A 17,101-nucleotide genomic window follows, 5' to 3' on the forward strand; every position below is an offset into this window, starting at 1 on the left:
CCTTTCGACCGGCGTGTCGCGGGCCAGGCGCGCGCTCACAGCACCGGGGCGTTCCGGTAGGTTGGGCGGCGATGTCCGACGCCACCACAGCCTCCGTCCCCGCCGTCCCGACGCCGGGCGCCGACGCCTCCCGCAAGACCCGCGTCGCCGTGCTGTTCGGCGGCCGCTCGGGCGAGCACGCCATCTCCGCCTCCACGGCCAGCGGCGTGCTGCGCGCCATCGACCGCGACCGGTACGACGTCGTGCCCGTGGGCATCACGCGCGAGGGCCGCTGGGTCGTCGCCGCGGACGACCCCGAGCGCTGGCAGATCACGGACGGCCGCCTGCCTGAGGTGACGGCCGAGACCGGCGCCGAGGTGGTGCTGTCCCTCACCCAGGGCGAGCGCACCCTCCGCGTGCTGGAACCCGGCCAGGTGCCCGCGCTGCTGGGCGAGGTCGACGTGGTCTTCCCGCTGCTGCACGGTCCGTTCGGCGAGGACGGCACCGTGCAGGGGCTGCTGGAGCTCTCGGACGTGCACTACGTCGGCGCGGGCGTGCTCGCCTCGGCCGTCGGCATGGACAAGCACTTCATGAAGCTCGTGCTGGCGGGCCAGGGGCTCGCCGTCGGCCCGTACGTCGTCATCCGCCCGCGCGACTGGGAGCGCGACCGCGCGGCGTGCGTCGCCGCCGTCGAGCCGCTCGGTCTGCCGCTGTTCGTCAAGCCGGCGCGTGCCGGCTCGTCCCTCGGCATCACGCGCGTCGACGACCTGGCCGACCTGCCTGCCGCCGTCGACGCCGCGCGCGAGCACGACCCCAAGGTGATCGTCGAGGCCGGCATCGACGGCCGGGAGATCGAGTGCGCCGTGCTCGGCGGACGCGACGGCGCTCCGACCCGGGCGTCGCTGCCCGGCGAGATCGTCGTCGACCACGACAGCCACGCGTTCTACGACTTCGAGGCGAAGTACCTCGACGAGGCCCACGTCGACCTCCGCTGCCCGGCGGACCTTCCGCCGCACGTGCTCGACGAGGTCCGCGACGTCGCCGTGCGCACCTTCGAGGCCGTGGAGGCCGAGGGGCTGTCGCGCGTGGACGTCTTCGTCACGCCCGACGAGCGCGTCGTGGTGAACGAGATCAACACCATGCCGGGATTCACGCCGTTCTCGATGTACCCGCGGATGTGGGAGGCCTCGGGCCTGAGCTATCCCGAGCTGGTCGACGAGCTCATCCAGCTCGCGCTGGAGCGCCCGACCGGTCTGCGCTGACGCCGAGGTAGTTGCGGGCGCGGCGAGGTAGTTGCGGACGCGGCGAGGTCTCTTCTGATCAGGGCAGCACCCGTTGCCCGATGTCGCCGGGGTTGTACGCGATCTCCCAGCGAAACCCGTCGGGGTCCACGAAGTAGCCCGAGTACCCACCCCACTCGCGGTGCACGGGGTCCGAGACCGAAGCCGCCCCGGCTCGTCGCGCGTCGTCGAGAGCCGTGTCGACCTCTGCCGTGGTCGCGACGTTGTGGGAGAGCGTGACCGGCGGGGTCCCGCCGCGGGTGACCGGGCCGATCTCCTGGACGGCGGACGTCTCGTCCCAGAGGGAGAGGACGACGCGCTCGCCCACCTGGAACATCAGTACCTCGCCGGCGGCCTCGAGCGCTGGTTCCCAGCCGAGGCCGTCGACGTAGAAGCGCCGTGTCGCGCGAAGGTCGTGGACGACGAGGGTGACAAAGCTGAGCCGTGGGTCCATGGCTCGACCCTGCCACCTGGTACCGACCATCCGCCTGCGGAGGCTGAACTACCTCGGCACGTCTGGAACTACCTCGGCAGGTCTGGAGCTACCTCGGCGCGCGTTCAGCTGCAGTGGGCGGTGGCGGGGACGTTGCTCACGGCCTGGGCGAGGTCGCCCACGAACGAGGTCGAGTGGTCGGCGGTGACCGACGGCGGCACCAGGACCTCGACGGCGGGCTCGCGCCCGTAGGTGGTGAACCGCCAGGTGCCGTCGTCGCCGGCGACGACGATCCAGTCGACGGCGCCCGCCGGGGACTCGACCCGCTGGCAGTCCGGGGACGGCCCGGGCGGGGTGACGCCGCAGCGCAGGGTGACGGCGGCGCCGGGGTCGCCCCAGGCGGTGGTGGCCTGGGCGTTCGTGTCGCGCTGCGGCAGGTCTCCGGCGAGCGTGTCCGGCAGGGCGAGCATGACCGGGGCGCACGCCGGGTCGGCGGCGTCCTCGGCCGGGGTCGCGCCGATGGTCGGGGCGCACGCCGCGAGCGGCGCGACGACGAGGGCGGCCAGCGCGGCGGCGCGGGTCAGCGGGGAACGTCGGGGCACGACGTCCACGCTACCGGGCGGGAGGGCCCCGTCGACCGCCTACAGTCGTCCCGTGACCGACGCCACCCACCCCCTCGTGCGTGACCTGTCCGAGGAGGAGCTCCTCGCCCGGATCTTCCCCCTGCTGCCGGACGCCGCCGCCACGCTGCTGGGCCCGGGGGACGACGCGGCGGTCGTCGCGGCCCCGGACGGGCGGTTCGTCGTCACCACCGACGTGCTGGTCGAGGACCGGCACTTCCGCCGCCGCTGGTCGAGCGGGCACGACGTCGGGGCGCGGGCGGCGACGGCGAACCTCGCGGACGTCGCGGCGATGGGCGCGCGGCCGACGTCGCTCGTGGTCTCGCTCGTCGTGCCGGGCGACCTCCCGGTCGCCTGGGTGACGGGCCTCGCACGAGGTCTCGCCGAGGTGTCCGCACCGGTGGGCGCGGGTGTCGTCGGGGGCGACCTGTCCGGCGGCGACGCCGTCGTGGTGGCCGTCACCGCGCACGGCGACCTCGAGGGCCGGCCCCCGGTGACCCGGTCCGGCGCGCGGCCGGGCGACGTCCTCGCCTACGCGGGGAACCGTGGGCTGTCGGCGGCTGGGCTGGCTCTGCTCGACAGGGGGGTCGTCTCGTCCTCCGACGGCGCCCCGGAGGCGGTGGGGGCGCTCGGGCCGTACGTCGCGGGCTACCTGCGCCCCGAGGCTCCGCTCGACGCCGGTCCGGAGGCGGCACGGCACGGCGCCACCGCGATGCTCGACGTCTCGGACGGGCTGCTCCGCGACGCCGGGCGGCTCGCGCGTGCGAGCGGCGTGGCCGTGGACGTGGAGTCGGCGGCGCTCGAGGCGGACGTGGCGCGGCTCCTGCCCGCGGCGCAGGCGCTGGGCGTGGACCGGGACGCGGCGCTCGGCTGGGTGCTGTCGGGCGGCGAGGACCACGGCCTGCTCGCCACGTTCCCCGCCGACGTCGTGCTGCCGGGCACGTTCCGCAGGATCGGGCAGGTGCGTGCCGCTGCCGGGGGCGCGGGGGTCACCGTCGACGGCGGTACGCCCGCCGTTGCGACGGGCTGGGACCACTTCGCGGGCTGATCCCGGAGGATCGTCGTCCGGGGGTCAGCCGCGGCGGTAGCGGACCTCGGTGACCGGTGTGTCGCCGATGTCGTCCATCCGCTCCACGCCGTCCGGCTGGAACCCGTGGCGGCGGTAGAAGTGCTGTGCGCGCTCGTTCTGGGACAGCACCCACAGGGACATCGGCGTGCCGTCCTGCACGTCCGACAGGACGGTGCGCATGAGGTCGCGGGCCACGCCGCGCCCCCACGACTCGGGGTCGAGGTAGATCGCGTACAGCTCGAGGTCGCCGTCCTCGGCGTCCTCGTCGCGCGACGGGCCGTAGGAGGCGAAGCCGAGGAGGCGGCCGTCGCCTTCGGCCACGAGCGTCGTGCGGCCGCCCTCGTCGAGGATGCGCTGCCACTGGGCGGTGCGCTCGGCGACGTCGACGGAGTCGAGGTACTCGGCCGGCAGGACGCTGGCGTAGGCGCCCTTCCACGACGTGACGTGCACCTGCGCGATGCGCCCGGCGTCCGTCGTCTGGGCGGGGCGGATCTCCACGTCGCTGTCGGTCTGCACGATCATCTGCTCAGGGTGCCACGACGACCCGGGTTCGGCCAAGGCAGTTTGGTGAATCCTTCACGAATTCTTTGCCGGTGGCGGTGCGGCTGTCGGGGTGGCGCGCCTCGCCCGTCGGTCGGCCTCGGGGGACGACAAGACGCCCGTCGGGAAAGTCCCGACGGGCGTCTCGTGAAAGTGTCGACATCCGGGCCGGGGGCCCGGCGCGCAGGCTCAGGCTTGGCGCGTCACCTTGCCTGCCTTGAGGCAGGAGGTGCAGACGTTGACTCGCTTGGGGGTACCCGCGACCACGGCACGGACGCGCTGGATGTTCGGGTTCCAGCGGCGCTTCGTGCGGATGTGGGAGTGCGAGATGCTGTGCCCGAAGCCCGGGCCCTTGCCGCAGACGTCGCAGTTGGCAGCCACGGTCTCTCCTGAATCGTCGTGACACGTCCCGCGCCAGGGCAGCAGGACGTGAAGTGTGTGGTCTGGGGGAGCCCGGAACCGCCCGGGCAACTACACGAGGATAGCCGATCCGGAGGGTGACCCTCAACGTGGGGCTGCTCACCGCTACCGTGGGCCGCGGACACCGCCGGGCTAGAGGACCATGGCGGGGTGCTCGAGAGCCAGCGGGAGGTGACGTGACGGACCCGGACCTGCGGGACGCGGCCGTCGTGCGGCTGTGGGTCCGTCTGGCCGTGGAGGCGCTCGGCGGCGCCCGTGCGGCGCTCGACGGGGTCAACGTCTTCCCGGTCGCCGACGGTGACACCGGGACCAACCTCTACCTCACCCTCCGGGAGGGGGCGCACGCCGTCCAGGAGGAGCCCGCCGGGGCCGGTGGTGCGCGCCTCCTGCGCGTCCTCGCCCGCGGCGCGCTGCTCGCGGCGCGCGGCAACTCCGGCGTGATCCTCAGCGAGTGGTTGCGCGGCCTCGCCGCCGCTGCCACGCGCGGCGAGCCCGTGGAGCGGGCGCTGGCGACCGCCGCCCGGACCGCGCGGCTCGCCGTCGCTCATCCCGCGCCCGGCACGATCCTCACCGCCGCGGACGCTGCCGCGGACGCGGCCGCCGCCGCAGTCCGGGGCGCGGCACCGGCCGCCCGCACCGACGCCCGGACGACCGCCCGCACCGATCCGGAGCGTCGTCGTCGCCGGCAGGCGGTGCTGGACGCCGCGCGCTCCGGGGCGCGCGAGGCCCTGCTCACGAGCCCGGGCTCGCTCGACGCGCTGCGCGACGCCGGCGTGCTCGACGCCGGGGCGGGCGGGCTGCTGCTGGTGCTGGAGGCGCTGGCCGGCGCCCACCGCGCCGTGTCGGAGGCGCCCGGCACGATGTCGCCCGTGACCGGCCCCGTGACCCTTGACGTCGAGCTGCGCCAGGGCGACCCGCTGCCCGGTGCCGCCCCCGCCGGCTGTGATCCCGCGCCGGGTGCCGCCGAGAGCGACGCCGACGCGCTCGAGCTGATGTTCGTGCTGCACCGGCCCGCCGCGGCCGCCGACTTTGCCCCGGGAGCCGTCGCGGACGCACTGCGGCGGGACCTGGACGCCATCGGTGAGTCGGTCGTGGTGGTCGGCGGTGCGGACGAGCCCGACGAGCCGGACGACGTCGACGCCCCGGACGAGCCCGCGGTCGTCGGGGACGAGTCGCTGTGGCAGGCGCACGTGCACACGACCGACCTGGCAGGCGGGCTCGACGTGGCGCGCCGCTGGGCGGCGGGCGGCGCCGTGTCGCGTGTCCACGTGCGGCACCTGGCCGTGCTGGGTGCGCACGGTGCCGGGTCGGGCGTCCCGGCCGACGCGCCCTGGGGTGCCGTGGTCGCCACGTCCGCGCCCGCGCTCGCCGGCGACCTGGCGCGCGGCGGCGCCGTCGTGCTGCTCGACCTGGACCAGCCCGTGACGGCCGACGACCTCGCCCAGGCGGCGCTCGGCGTGCCCGCCGGCCGCGTGCTCGTCGTGCCCGGCCCCGTGCCCGGAGGTCGCGGCGCGCTCGACGGCGCGCTGGCCGCGCACCGGGACGGGGACGCGGGCGAGCCCGTCGTCGGGCTGCTCGACGCGGGCGACGACGCGCACGTGGTGACGGCGGTCGCGGCCCTCATGGAGGCCGGCATGGAGGCCGGCATGGAGGCGGGGGCCGAGGCCGACGTCCTGGACGGCGTGCCCGCGGCGGTCCGCCAGGCTCTCGGGCGCCTGAGCTCGTGGACGGGCGACGCCGCCGGTGCGGCGGACGCCCTGCGCGGCCTGCTGGCCGGCGCGCCGGACGCGGAGGTCGTGACGGTGCTGGCGGGCGTGGACGTGCCACCGGCGGTGCTGGCCGAGGTCGGGCGCGCGGCGGCGGCCGGGGCGCCGGACGCGGAGGTTGTCGTGCTGGCGACCGGCCGGCCCGGGCCCGGCGTGACGCTCGGGGTGGAGGCGCGGCGATGACGGGGCGCGAGAGCGAGGCGCTGACCAAGGTGCTGGGCGCGCGCAGCGCCGCCCCGCTGGAGAAGCTCGGGCTCGTCTCCGTGGGGGACCTGCTGCGGCACTACCCCCGCCGCTACGGCGACCCGGGCACGCTGACCGACATGGACCGGCTCGCGCTCGGCGAGCACGTCACCGTGATGGCCCGCGTCGCGCACGCCACCGTGCGCACGATGCGTTCCCGCTCCGGGGCCATGCTGCAGGCGGTCGTGACCGACGGCCGGCACGAGCTCGCGCTGACGTTCTTCGCGAAGCGTGCCGGCGCGCTGCGCCCGCACGAGGACAAGCTGCGGCCGGGGCGCGTCGGCCTGTTCACCGGAGTCGTCAGCGAGTACCGGGGCACCCGGCAGCTCACCCACCCGGACTACGTGCTCGTGGGCGTCGACGCGGACGACGCCGAGGCGGCCATGTTCGAGGCCAGCCGTCCCATCCCCATCTATCCCGCGTCGTCGTCCGTGCCGAGCTGGCGCATCCAACGGTCCGTGCGCACCGTGCTCGACCCGCTCACCGAGGCCGACGTCGAGGACCCCGTGCCGGCCGACGTCCGCGAGCGGGCCGGGCTGCCCGGCCGGCTCGAGGCGCTGCGCGCGATCCACGTGCCCGACGACCAGCGAGCCTGGCAGCGCGCCCGGCACCGGTTCCGCTTCGAGGAGGCCTTCGTGCTCCAGGCGGCGCTCGCCCAGCGGCGCGCGCACGCCGCGGAGCAGGAGGCCACCGCGCGCCCCCTGCGGGACGGGGACGCATCGAGCCTGCTCGCCGACTTCGACGCGGCGCTGCCGTTCACGCTGACCGACGGCCAGCGGTCCGTGGGCGAGGACCTGGCGCGCGAGCTCGCGCAGGCACGACCGATGCAACGGCTGCTGCAGGGCGAGGTGGGCTCCGGCAAGACCGTGGTGGCGCTGCGCGCGATGCTGCAGGTGGTCGACGCCGGGGGCCAGGCGGCCCTCCTCGCGCCCACCGAGGTGCTCGCGGCGCAGCACGCCCGCACGCTGCGCACGCTGCTGGGCCCGCTGGCCGAGGGCGGCCTGCTGGGCGGAGCGGCGCACGGCACCCGGGTCGCGCTGCTGACCGGCTCGCTCGGGGCGGCGGCCCGCAAGGAGGCGCTGCTCCAGGCGGCGAGCGGCGAGGCGGGCATCGTCGTGGGCACGCACGCCCTCCTGGGCGACCAGGTGCAGTTCGCCGACCTCGGCCTGGTCGTCGTCGACGAGCAGCACCGGTTCGGCGTCGAGCAGCGGGACGCGCTGCGTGCCAAGGGGCGCGTGGCGCCGCACGTGCTCGTCATGACCGCCACACCGATCCCGCGCACCGTCGCGATGACGGTCTTCGGCGACCTCGAGACGTCGTCGCTGACCGAGGTCCCCGCCGGCCGCGCCGGGATCACGTCGCACGTGGTTCCGGCCGGCAACCCGCGCTGGATGGAGCGGACGTGGGCGCGGGTGCGCGAGGAGGTGGACAAGGGGCACCGGGCGTACGTGGTGTGCCCGCGGATCCACCCCGACGACGACCTGCCCGCGGCCGGGGGAGCCGCCGCCAAGGACTTCGACGACGTCCCGGACCTGCTGGAGCTCATGGACGGGGGCGGTACCGGCTCCGGCGACGACCGGCCCCCGCTGCGCGCGGTGCTCGAGGTCGCCGACATGCTGCGGGAGACCCCGGCGCTCGCCGGGCTCGACGTCGGGGTGCTGCACGGGCAGATGGCGCCCGCCGACAAGGAGTCCGCGATGGCCCGGTTCGCGGCCGGCGAGCTGCAGGTGCTGGTCTCCACGACGGTGATCGAGGTGGGCGTCGACGTGCCCGACGCCACCGTGATGGTCGTGTTCGACGCCGACCGCTTCGGCCTGTCCCAGCTGCACCAGCTGCGCGGACGCGTGGGCCGCGGCGCCGCTCCCGGGCTCTGCCTCCTGGTCTCGACGGCGCAGCCGGGCACCCCCGCCGCGACGCGGGTCGAGGCGCTCGCGGAGACCACGGACGGCTTCCGGCTCGCGACCCTCGACCTGGAGCTGCGCTCCGAGGGCGACGTGCTCGGCGCCGCGCAGTCCGGTCGCTCCAGCTCCCTGCGGCTGCTGCGGGTGGTGCAGGACGCGGACCTCATCGCCGACGCGCGGCGCGAGGCGTCCGCCGTCGTGGAGGCCGACCTCGGGCTCGCGGACCACCCCGAGCTGCGCGCGGCGATCGAGGCGCAGCTCGACGAGGAGCAGGAGGAGTTCCTCGAGCGGGCCTGAGCCCCTGTCGCCAGGCGCGCGCGGGCACTCGCTGCCCGTGACCTAGGCTCGGCGGCATGACGAGGATCGTGGCCGGCCGCTTCGGCGGGCGCTCGCTGCAGGTGCCGCCGAAGGGCACGCGACCCACGAGCGACCGGGTCCGCGAGGCGATCTTCTCCCGCCTGGACCACCTGGACGTGCTGGACGGCGCGCGGGTGCTCGACCTGTACGCCGGGTCCGGCGCGCTCGGCCTCGAGGCCGCCAGCCGCGGCGCCGCCGACGTCGTGCTGGTCGACGCGAACCGGCGTGCCGCGGACGTCGCACGCCGCAACGTCGCCGCGCTGGGCCTCCAGCGCGAGGTCCGGGTCGTGACGGACTCCGCCGAGCGGTTCGCGGCAGGCGCCGTGCCCGCCGACGGCGCCGCGGCTCGCGGCGTCGACCTGGTCTTCCTCGACCCCCCGTACGACCTGGCGGAGGACGCGCTCGCGACGGTGCTCGCGCACCTCGCCGCGCCCGGTGTGCTCGCCGCGGGTGCCGTCGTCGTCGTCGAGCGCTCCACCCGCAGCCCGGAGCCGGCCTGGCCGTCGGGCCTGGCGGCGTTCGCCCGCAAGGACTACGGCGAGACGGCCGTGCACTATGCGGAGCCCGAGCCCGAGCCCGAGCCCGAGCCCGAGCCCGAGCCCGAGCCCGAGCCGGAGCCGGAGCCGGAACAGAAGGCGGGCGGCCCGAGCACGGCAGGCTCGGCCGGCTGACAGGCTCGGCCGGCTGACAGGCTCAGCCGGCTGACAGGCTCAGCCGGCTGACCGGCTCAGCCGGCTGACCGCGGCGGGGCGTACTGCTCCGCGCCCTCCAAGATCCCCACGGGGACGGCGGCAAGAGCGACCCGGTCGCCCGGGTCCACCAGCGGGACCCGCTCGGCGGACGCCGCCGCGAGCAGCCGCCGCGTGGCCGCGTCGTCGACCAGCACGCCCTCGCACGCGACGAGGTGCTCGGTGAGGAAGCGGACCACCGGGTCGCCGGGCACGTCGTGGGGCAGGTCGCCGGGCAGGTCGTGGGACTCGCCGTCCCGCAGGTCGTCGCTCACTTCGAGAGCGAGGAGCAGCATCGCCGGGACGCGAGGCGAGCCGGGCCCGTTCATGCCGGGCTGGAAGTAGGGCACGGCCAGCGCGCCTGCCCCGTGCCGGGCGTAGAAGCGCAGCCGTGCGGCGGGGTCGCCGTGCTGGGGGTGGGCGGCGTGATGCCCCGGGTGCTCGACCTCCGCCAGCACGAGCGCCGGGGCGCGCTCGGCCCGCCACGCCGCGACGGAGCGGTCCAGCAGCAGGCCGCCCAGGCCACCGCCGCGCCCGCCCGGGGCGATGGCGAGGTAGTCGAGCAGCAGCACCCGGGTGGCCGGCGACCACGACGCGACCACGCCGGCGGTGACGTGGCCGCCGCGCTCGACGCCGTGCGCCGTCTGCTCGCCGGAGCGGCAACCGGCGCGCAGGGCCTCGAGCGTGATCAGCTCGGCCGGCGGGAACGACGGCGCGAGCACGTCCCGCCAGAGCGACGCCAGCTGGGCGTCGGTGGTGAGGGGGACGACGTCGGGGACGGCGCCCGGGGCGGCGGTGGCCATCCCTCATGGTGTCCCCGTCGAGCGCTCGCGGCACGGCCGGAGGCACCCGCGACGGGACCGGCCAGGGTCCCGGGGATCGGGACGGCGCTGTACTAGCGTGACCGGGTGAGCATCGCCGTCTGCCCCGGGTCGTTCGACCCGATCACCCTCGGCCACCTCGACATCGTCCGGCGGGCGTGCCGGATGTTCGACGAGGTCGTGGTCGGGGTGGCGCACAACGCCGCCAAGAACGCCCTGCTGGGCCCCGAGGAGCGCGTGGGGCTCGCCCGGGCGGCGCTCGCCGCAGACCCGGAGACCGCCGCCGTGCGGGTGGAGGTCGTGCCGGGGCTCCTCGTGGATTTCTGCCGGGAGATCGGCGCGGTCGCGGTGGTCAAGGGGCTGCGCGGCGGGGCGGACTTCGACGCCGAGGTGCCGATGGCGCTCATGAACCGTCACCTGACCGGCGTGGAGACGGTCTTCCTGCCGGGGGAGCAGCGCTTCGCCCACGTCGCGTCGTCGCTGGTGAAGGACGTGGCCCGGTACGGCGGGCCGATCGACGACCTCGTGCCGCCCGGGGTGGCGGACGCGGTGCGCGCGGCACTGAGCGGCACGAACCGGACCAAGGAGCAGGGATGAGCGAGACGACCCAGAGGACCCCGGCCGGCGAGGAGCAGGAGAACCCGGTCGGCGGACTCCTGGACATCCTGGAGGACCTGGCTGCGCTGGTCGAGAACGCGCGCTCGGTGCCCCTGTCGACCAACGTGAAGGTCGACCGCGACCAGGCCCTCGGCCTGGTCGACGAGCTGCGCGACGCGCTGCCCACCCAGGTGGGCCGGGCGGACGAGGTGCTCGCCGCGGCGCGCGACACGCTGGACGACGCGCACCGCCAGGCCGAGGAGATCGTGGCGTCCGCCCGAGCCCGCGCCATCGAGCTGGTGCAGACGGAGCAGGTCGTGGTGCAGGCGCAGTCCCGCGCCGCCGAGATCGTGGCGGAAGCTGAGCGCCGGGCCGCGGCGCTGCGCGCGGACGCGGACGCGTACTGCGACGGCAGGCTCGCGGACCTCCAGCAGGACCTGGACGCCCTGTCGAGCCAGGTGCGCGCCGGCCGGGAGAAGCTCGCCGACCGGCTGGAGCAGGGCTCGCCCCGGGTGCGGTGGGACTCCGTCGCCGACCCGCGATGGCCGCAGGGCACGCAGTCCTGACCCCGTCGGAGCCCGTCCGGAGCGCGTCGTGGCCGGTCCGTGAGAGACGGGTCACGTCCGGGCGTGCTGCCACACGTGTCCGCGATGGCCTAGACTAGATCGCTGGCCCCGTCGCGGGCCGCCCCCCTTTCGCCCGCCAGTCCTTGGAGCCTGCCATCGCCACCGCGAAGCCTTCGCCGCTCGTGCTCGACACGCACGAGCTGTCTCGGCGACCCGGGACGATGGAGGAGGTCGCGCGTGTCGTGCCCGCTCCCGCGGACATGGGGACCGCCGTCATCGGCGTGCCCGAGGGTGACGACCTGACGCTGGGCCTCCGGCTCGAGTCGGTCCTGGAGGGGGTGCTGATCACCGGCGTCGTGCGCGGCACGGCGGTGGGGGAGTGCGCGCGCTGCCTCGACCCGGTGTCCAAGCAGGTGACGGTGCGCGTGCAGGAGCTGTTCGCCTACCCCGAGCGGGCCAAGGCGGCGGAGGAGTCCGGCGACGAGGATGCCGAGGACGAGCCGGTGCTGGTCGACGACCTGGCCGACATCGAGCCGGCGGTTCGGGATTCGCTCGTAACTGCACTACCATTTCAACCGCTGTGCCGTCAGGACTGCCCCGGCCTGTGCTCCGTCTGCGGGGCCCGGCTGGCGGACGACCCTGACCACCATCACGACCTGGTCGACCCCCGGTGGTCGGCATTGCAGACCATGCTCGAGGAGTCGAGCGTGTCCGACGAGACGAAAGAGAGCTAGCCGTGGCTGTTCCGAAGCGCAAGATGTCGCGCAGCAACACCCGGGCGCGTCGCTCGCAGTGGAAGACCACCGCGGCCGTCCTCACCACGTGCCCGAGCTGCAAGGGGCAGAAGCTGTCCCACGCCGCCTGCCCCACCTGCGGTGCCTACAAGGGCCGCCAGTACGCTGAGGCGCTGCGCACCGAGCACGCGGGCTGACATGCCTGCACGCGGCCCCCGGCAGCGGCCGGAGCCGACTGCTCTTCTCGAGAAGCTCGGGGTCCACCTGGACCCCGAGCTTCTCGTGCTTGCCCTGACGCACCGCTCGTTCGCGCACGAGGCCGGGGGCATCCCGACCAACGAGCGGCTCGAGTTCCTGGGCGACACCGTCCTGGGTCTGGTCGTCACGGAGGCGCTGTACCGGCGCCACCCGGACCACTCCGAGGGTGAGCTCGCCAAGATGCGCGCGGCCACGGTGTCGCAGCGCGCGCTCGCCGCCGTCGCGCGCCGCCTCGACCTCGGCAGCTACGTGCTGCTCGGCAAGGGCGAGATCCGCACGCGAGGCTTCGACAAGGACTCCATCCTGTCGGACACCGTCGAGTCGCTGATCGGCGCGACCTACCTGTCGCACGGCCTGGAGCCGGCGCGCGAGCTGGTGCACCGGCTCGTCGACAGCACCCTCGCGGCGGCGGCCGACCTCGGCGCCGGGCTCGACTGGAAGACGTCGCTGCAGGAGGCGGCTGCGGAGCGCGGCTTCGGCGCCCCGGTGTACGAGGTGCGGGGCGACGGCCCGGAGCACGCCCGTGTCTTCCACGCGCAGGTGGCCGCCGGCCCCGTGCTCGGCCTCGGCACCGGCACCGCGAAGAAGCACGCCGAGCAGGCGGCCGCGGAGGAGGCGTACCACGCCCTCCAGGCGCTCCCGCTCCCCGGGAGCCCCTCCACGGCCGACGCCGCCGGTGCCTGAGCTCCCCGAGGTCGAGACCGTCCGGGACGGCCTCGACCGCCTGGTGGTGGGCGCCGTCGTGCGCGACGCCGAGGTGTTCCGCGACTACTCCGTGCGCCGCCACGACGGCGGCCCCGTCTCCTTCGTGGACCAGGTGCGCGGCCGGCGTCTGGACGCCGCCGTCCGCCGGGGCAAGTTCCTCTGGCTGCCGCTCGGCGGCACGACGGCGGCCTCTCCCGACGGGTCTGCGCTCCTGGCGCACCTCGGCATGTCCGGCCAGCTCCTCGTGCGCGACCCGGCGGTGGCGGGGGACTGGGCGCACCCGCACCTGCGTGTCCGCCTGCACCTGGAGGACGCGCCGAGCGGTGCCGAGCTCCTCGACTTCGTCGACCAGCGCACGTTCGGCCACCTGTCGGTGGTGGACCTGGAGCCGACGCCCGACGGTGCGCCGGGCGGCCTCGGCAGCGACCTCCCGGCCGTCCCGGAGCCGGTCGCGCACATCGGCCGTGACCCCCTGGACCCGGCCTTCGACGTGGACGCGGTCGTGGCCGCGGTGCGCCGCCGGCGCACCGGGATCAAGCGCGCGCTGCTCGACCAGACCCTGCTGTCCGGCGTCGGCAACATCTACGCGGACGAGGCGCTGTGGCGGGCACGCCTGCACTTCGCCCGCGCCACCGACCGGCTGCGGCCGGCGGAGGTGCGCCGGGCCCTCGACGCCGCCACGGAGGTCATGACGGAGTCGCTCGTGCAGGGCGGCACCAGCTTCGACGCGCTGTACGTCAACGTCAACGGCGAGTCCGGGTACTTCGCGCGGGGCCTCGCGGCCTACGGGCGCGCGGGCGAGCCGTGCCCGCGCTGCGGCACGCCGATCCGGCGCGACGCGTTCATGAACCGCTCGTCGTACACCTGCCCGGTCTGCCAGCCGCGCCCGCGCAGCGGCCGCTGGTAGCCGGTCCCTCCCGCGGGACCCTCGCCGGCGGGGCGCTCAGCGCGCCACGACGTTGCGCAGCCCGGCCGCGCCGTCGGCCAGCCACGCCGTCAGCTGCGCGGAGACGAACTCCGCCGCCCCCTGGGGACGGCCGCCCGCGACGTGCGGCGTGAGGATCAGGTGCGGCGCGTCCCACAGCGGCGAGTCCTCCGGCAGGGGCTCGGTCTCGGTGACGTCCAGCGCGGCGCCGGCGAGCGTGCCGCCGCGCAGCGCGGCGACCAGCGCGTCCTCGTCCACCGTGGCACCGCGGCCGGCGTTGACGAACCGGGCGTGGTCCGGGAGCAGGCCGAGGACGCGCGCGTCGAGGGCGTGGTGGGTCGCCTCCGTGGCGGGCAGCAGGGAGATCAGCACGTCGGTGGTCGGCGCCACCTCGTCGATCGAGGACACGACCGGGAAGCCGTAGCGCTCGCCCGCCGACGACGCCACGCCGGTCACCCGCGCGCCGAGGGCGGCGAGGAGCGGGGCGAGCACGGCGGCGATGGAGCCGAACCCCCAGACGGTCACGCGCGCGCCGCGCAGCGTGAACAGCTGCTCCTCGCGCGCCTGCTCGCGGCCGAGGTCGCGGTCCCACGTGTGCTCCCGCTGGGCGGCGAGCGTGCGGTCGAGCCGGCGGACCGACGCGAGCACCAGCGCGAGGGTGTGCTCGGCGACGGTCGCGTCGTGCAGGGAGCGGCCGGACGAGATCACCACGTCCGGCGCGAACCCGGCCGCGAGCGCCTGGTCGGGGCCCGCGTTGAGCGTCTGGACCCAGCGCAGGCGGGTCAGGCGGCGCGCGGCGTCCTCCAGCACCCGCTGGGGGCTGGACCACGTGACGAGGGCGTCGGCGTCCGTGTGCTCCTCGGGCACCGGGTCGCGCATGACGTAGCGCGCCACCTCCACGCCCGGCACGTCGATCGTCAGGTCGAAGGGCACGTTGCCCGGCACGAGGATCTTCACGCCTGGCGACGCTAGCAGCCCGGACGGCGGGGAGGTGCGGCGTTCGTGGTGCGGCCCGTGACCTGCCCCCATATCGTCGTGCCGTCCGGCGGGTGCCGGACGGCGGGGTGTCGGGAGGTCGGCATGACGACGTCGGGGACAGGTGCCGGGGGCGCGGGCTCGGGTGCGGGGACGATCGACGGCCCGCCGCCCACGCGGGAGCAGGTGCGCCGCGCGATGACGGCGCGCACGCCGCGGAACTACATCACGTGGCTGACGTTGGCGTTCATGATCACGTCGTCGGTGGCGAGCCTGCGGGCGGCGCCGACGATGGCGGTCTACGGGCTCGCGGCGGTGTTCCTGTACGTGGTCCCGGCGATCGTGTTCCTGCTGCCGACGTCGCTCGTCTCGGCGGAGCTCGCCTCGGGCTGGTCGGGGGGCGTCTACCGGTGGGTGGCGGAGGGGCTGTCCAAGCCGCTGGGGTTCCTGGCCGTGTGGTGCCAGTTCGCGATGACGATCTTCTACTACCCGAGCCTGCTCGGGTACGTGGCCAGCACGCTCGCGTACGTCATCAACCCGGCGCTGGCGTCGAACGGCGTGTACGTGGCGATCGTCATCATCGTCATCTACTGGGCCGGGGTGTGCGTGTCGTCCCAGGGCACGAAGACGGTCGCGGGCCTGTCGAGCGCGGGGCTGATCATCGGCACGCTGGTCCCGGCGGCGATCCTCGTGGTGCTGGGGATGGTGTTCCTCGGTCAGGGCAACTCGTCGGCCGCGCCGATGGACTCCTCGCACCTGCTGCCGCAGTGGACCGGCATCGCCTCGCTGGTGCTCATCGTGAACAACTTCCTGTCGTACGCCGGCATGGAGATGAACTCGGTGCACGTGACCTCCTTGCGCCACCCGGCCAAGGAGTTCCCACGGTCGATGTTCCTCGCGATCGGCCTGGTGCTGCTGATCTTCATCCTCCCGGCGGTCGCGATCAGCTGGGTGATCCCGGCCGACCAGCTCTCCCTCACCGCGGGCGTGATGCAGGCGTTCGACGCGTTCTTCGCCAACTTCGGGGTCTCGTGGCTGACGCCGATCCTGGGGCTGATGCTCATCGCCGCGTCGATCGGCGGCATGCTGACGTGGCTCGCCGGGCCGTCGAAGGGGCTGCTGACGGTGGCGCGCGAGGAGGGCTACATGCCGCCCTTCCTGCAGCAGCTGAACAAGCACGGCGTGCAGCAGAACATCCTCGTGGCGCAGGGGGTGTTCACCACGGTCATCGCGCTGCTGTACGCGTTCATCCCGGACGTCTCCAGCGCCTACTGGATCCTGTCGGTGATCACCACGCAGGTGTACCTGATCATGTACCTGCTGCTGTTCGTGGCGGCGCTGCGGCTGCGCCGGACGGCGCCCGACCATCCCCGCGGCTACCGGGCGCCGGCGCTCGGCCTGCTGTGCGTGGTGGGGTTCCTCGCCTCGGTCGCCGCCCTCGTGATCGGCTTCGTGCCGCCGGCGCAGTTCTCCAGCGGGTCCGGGGGCACGTACTTCCTCATCGTGGGCGGCGGGCTCGGTGTCATCGGCCTGCTCATCCCGTGGCTGTTCCTGCGGTTGCGCAAGCCGTCCTGGCGGCAGCCTTCGGCCGAGACGACGGACGGCACGACGGACGACGCGACGGGCGGCGCGGCCGCCGGGACGGAGGCGTGAGATGACCACGACGACGCCGTCGCACGAGCCCGAGCCCGGCGCCCCCGGCCGACGACGCTGGATCACGTACACCGCGGCCGCGATCCTGGTGCTGGTGCTCGGCGCGATCATGATGATCCAGTTCGCCGGCCACCAGGACCGGCAGGACGAGCGAGAGGCCGAGCAGAAGGCCGCGACCCTGCACGCGGCGTTCGCCGACATCGGGATCACGGCCTTCTCCGAGGAGACCATCGCCCGCGTCCTCGGCTCGGACGGCGGTGGGTTCTGCACCGATCCGGCCGCTCTCGTCGACGCCACCGCGAACCTCGGCGCGTCGAACGGCGCGGCCGGGCCGGGTCTGCGCCCGTCGGTCCTGGACGAGCGTCGCCTCCAGGGCGACCGCCTGGTCATCGAGACGTACTGCCCCGAGCAGCTGGACGCGTTCGAGGCGTACGTCGACTCCCTCAACCTCGACTCGACGACCAACTCGACGACCAGCTCGACGACCAGCTCGACGACCACGCAGTCCACCGGCGCCAGCTCCTAGGAGAC

19 protein-coding genes are annotated in these 17,101 nt (G+C 75.0%); 13 read left to right on the forward strand and 6 right to left on the reverse strand.

What is annotated here, in order from left to right; translation table 11 throughout:
• Positions 1-71: 71 nt before the first annotated feature.
• The gene (locus ACWGKI_RS07100) at positions 72-1,241 is read left to right on the forward strand and encodes a D-alanine--D-alanine ligase family protein (RefSeq protein ID WP_380244032.1); all 1,170 of its coding nucleotides are present in this window, start codon (positions 72-74) and stop codon (positions 1,239-1,241) included.
• A 58-nt stretch (positions 1,242-1,299) separates the two neighbouring features.
• Here ACWGKI_RS07100 and ACWGKI_RS07105 read toward each other — a convergent pair whose 3' ends face one another.
• Together ACWGKI_RS07105 and ACWGKI_RS07110 are read right to left on the reverse strand one after the other, a co-directional pair.
• Positions 1,300-1,713, reverse strand: a complete 414-nt coding sequence (locus ACWGKI_RS07105) for a VOC family protein (RefSeq protein WP_452185826.1) — start codon at positions 1,711-1,713, stop codon at positions 1,300-1,302.
• A 104-nt stretch (positions 1,714-1,817) separates the two neighbouring features.
• Positions 1,818-2,294, reverse strand: coding sequence for a DUF3515 family protein (locus tag ACWGKI_RS07110; protein WP_452185828.1), 477 nt, complete (start codon positions 2,292-2,294; stop codon positions 1,818-1,820).
• 52 nt (positions 2,295-2,346) lie between these two features.
• On the opposite strand from ACWGKI_RS07110, the gene ACWGKI_RS07115 reads away from it, so the two are divergent.
• On the forward strand, positions 2,347-3,360 hold the full coding sequence (locus ACWGKI_RS07115) for a thiamine-phosphate kinase (protein WP_452185830.1): 1,014 nt from the start codon (positions 2,347-2,349) through the stop codon (positions 3,358-3,360).
• Between the two features lie 24 nt (positions 3,361-3,384).
• On the opposite strand, the gene ACWGKI_RS07120 is transcribed toward ACWGKI_RS07115, so the two are convergent.
• Both ACWGKI_RS07120 and rpmB read right to left on the reverse strand, forming a co-directional pair.
• Positions 3,385-3,903: a GNAT family N-acetyltransferase gene (locus ACWGKI_RS07120; protein WP_380244036.1), complete on the reverse strand. Its 519-nt coding sequence runs from the start codon at positions 3,901-3,903 to the stop codon at positions 3,385-3,387.
• 207 nt (positions 3,904-4,110) lie between these two features.
• Positions 4,111-4,302 carry a 50S ribosomal protein L28 gene (gene rpmB / locus ACWGKI_RS07125; protein WP_069984843.1) on the reverse strand — a complete coding sequence of 64 codons (192 nt, stop codon included), beginning with the start codon at positions 4,300-4,302 and terminating at the stop codon, positions 4,111-4,113.
• Between the two features lie 215 nt (positions 4,303-4,517).
• Here rpmB and ACWGKI_RS07130 point away from each other — a divergent pair, with 215 nt between their 5' ends.
• Genes ACWGKI_RS07130 through rsmD form a run of 3 tightly spaced genes read left to right on the forward strand, consistent with a single transcriptional unit; the run spans position 4,518 to position 9,279 of the window.
• On the forward strand, positions 4,518-6,290 hold the full coding sequence (locus ACWGKI_RS07130) for a DAK2 domain-containing protein (RefSeq protein WP_452185832.1): 1,773 nt from the start codon (positions 4,518-4,520) through the stop codon (positions 6,288-6,290).
• Entirely contained in the window at positions 6,287-8,548 is a 2,262-nt protein-coding gene (locus ACWGKI_RS07135) for an ATP-dependent DNA helicase RecG (RefSeq protein WP_452185833.1), read from the forward strand. Before ACWGKI_RS07130 ends, ACWGKI_RS07135 begins: the two co-directional genes overlap by 4 nt.
• Before the next feature lie 56 nt (positions 8,549-8,604).
• Positions 8,605-9,279 (forward strand): 16S rRNA (guanine(966)-N(2))-methyltransferase RsmD, encoded by a 675-nt coding sequence (gene rsmD / locus ACWGKI_RS07140; protein WP_452185835.1) that lies wholly within the window; start codon positions 8,605-8,607, stop codon positions 9,277-9,279.
• A 56-nt stretch (positions 9,280-9,335) separates the two neighbouring features.
• Here rsmD and ACWGKI_RS07145 read toward each other — a convergent pair whose 3' ends face one another.
• A complete protein-coding gene (locus tag ACWGKI_RS07145) occupies positions 9,336-10,139 on the reverse strand; it encodes a GNAT family N-acetyltransferase (RefSeq protein ID WP_452185837.1) in 804 nt (267 codons plus the stop codon).
• 105 nt (positions 10,140-10,244) lie between these two features.
• On the opposite strand from ACWGKI_RS07145, the gene coaD reads away from it, so the two are divergent.
• The 6 genes from coaD (at position 10,245) to mutM (ending at position 13,924) form a co-directional block, all read left to right on the forward strand.
• Entirely contained in the window at positions 10,245-10,754 is a 510-nt protein-coding gene (gene coaD, locus ACWGKI_RS07150) for a pantetheine-phosphate adenylyltransferase (RefSeq protein WP_452185839.1), read from the forward strand.
• Positions 10,751-11,320 (forward strand): hypothetical protein, encoded by a 570-nt coding sequence (locus ACWGKI_RS07155; RefSeq protein ID WP_380244042.1) that lies wholly within the window; start codon positions 10,751-10,753, stop codon positions 11,318-11,320. Before coaD ends, ACWGKI_RS07155 begins: the two co-directional genes overlap by 4 nt.
• A gap of 182 nt (positions 11,321-11,502) precedes the next feature.
• On the forward strand, positions 11,503-12,054 hold the full coding sequence (locus tag ACWGKI_RS07160; protein ID WP_380244043.1) for a YceD family protein: 552 nt from the start codon (positions 11,503-11,505) through the stop codon (positions 12,052-12,054).
• A gap of 2 nt (positions 12,055-12,056) precedes the next feature.
• The gene (rpmF, locus tag ACWGKI_RS07165; RefSeq protein WP_079574722.1) at positions 12,057-12,251 is read left to right on the forward strand and encodes a 50S ribosomal protein L32; all 195 of its coding nucleotides are present in this window, start codon (positions 12,057-12,059) and stop codon (positions 12,249-12,251) included.
• 1 nt (position 12,252) lies between these two features.
• Positions 12,253-12,996 (forward strand): ribonuclease III, encoded by a 744-nt coding sequence (gene rnc, locus ACWGKI_RS07170; RefSeq protein WP_452185841.1) that lies wholly within the window; start codon positions 12,253-12,255, stop codon positions 12,994-12,996.
• Positions 12,989-13,924 (forward strand): bifunctional DNA-formamidopyrimidine glycosylase/DNA-(apurinic or apyrimidinic site) lyase, encoded by a 936-nt coding sequence (gene mutM, locus ACWGKI_RS07175; RefSeq protein ID WP_452185843.1) that lies wholly within the window; start codon positions 12,989-12,991, stop codon positions 13,922-13,924. The genes rnc and mutM overlap by 8 nt, the downstream gene beginning before the upstream one ends.
• A 36-nt stretch (positions 13,925-13,960) precedes the next feature.
• On the opposite strand, the gene ACWGKI_RS07180 is transcribed toward mutM, so the two are convergent.
• Positions 13,961-14,899, reverse strand: coding sequence for an NAD(P)-dependent oxidoreductase (locus ACWGKI_RS07180; RefSeq protein WP_452185845.1), 939 nt, complete (start codon positions 14,897-14,899; stop codon positions 13,961-13,963).
• Positions 14,900-15,022: 123 nt separating this feature from the next.
• Here ACWGKI_RS07180 and ACWGKI_RS07185 point away from each other — a divergent pair, with 123 nt between their 5' ends.
• Positions 15,023-16,570 carry an APC family permease gene (locus ACWGKI_RS07185; protein ID WP_452185847.1) on the forward strand — a complete coding sequence of 516 codons (1,548 nt, stop codon included), beginning with the start codon at positions 15,023-15,025 and terminating at the stop codon, positions 16,568-16,570.
• Between the two features lies 1 nt (position 16,571).
• Complete coding sequence (locus tag ACWGKI_RS07190; protein WP_452185849.1) at positions 16,572-17,096, forward strand: hypothetical protein; 525 nt, start codon at positions 16,572-16,574, stop codon at positions 17,094-17,096.
• The last annotated feature ends 5 nt before the right edge of the window (positions 17,097-17,101 follow it).

This window comes from Isoptericola sp. NPDC055881 (genome assembly GCF_053615895.1).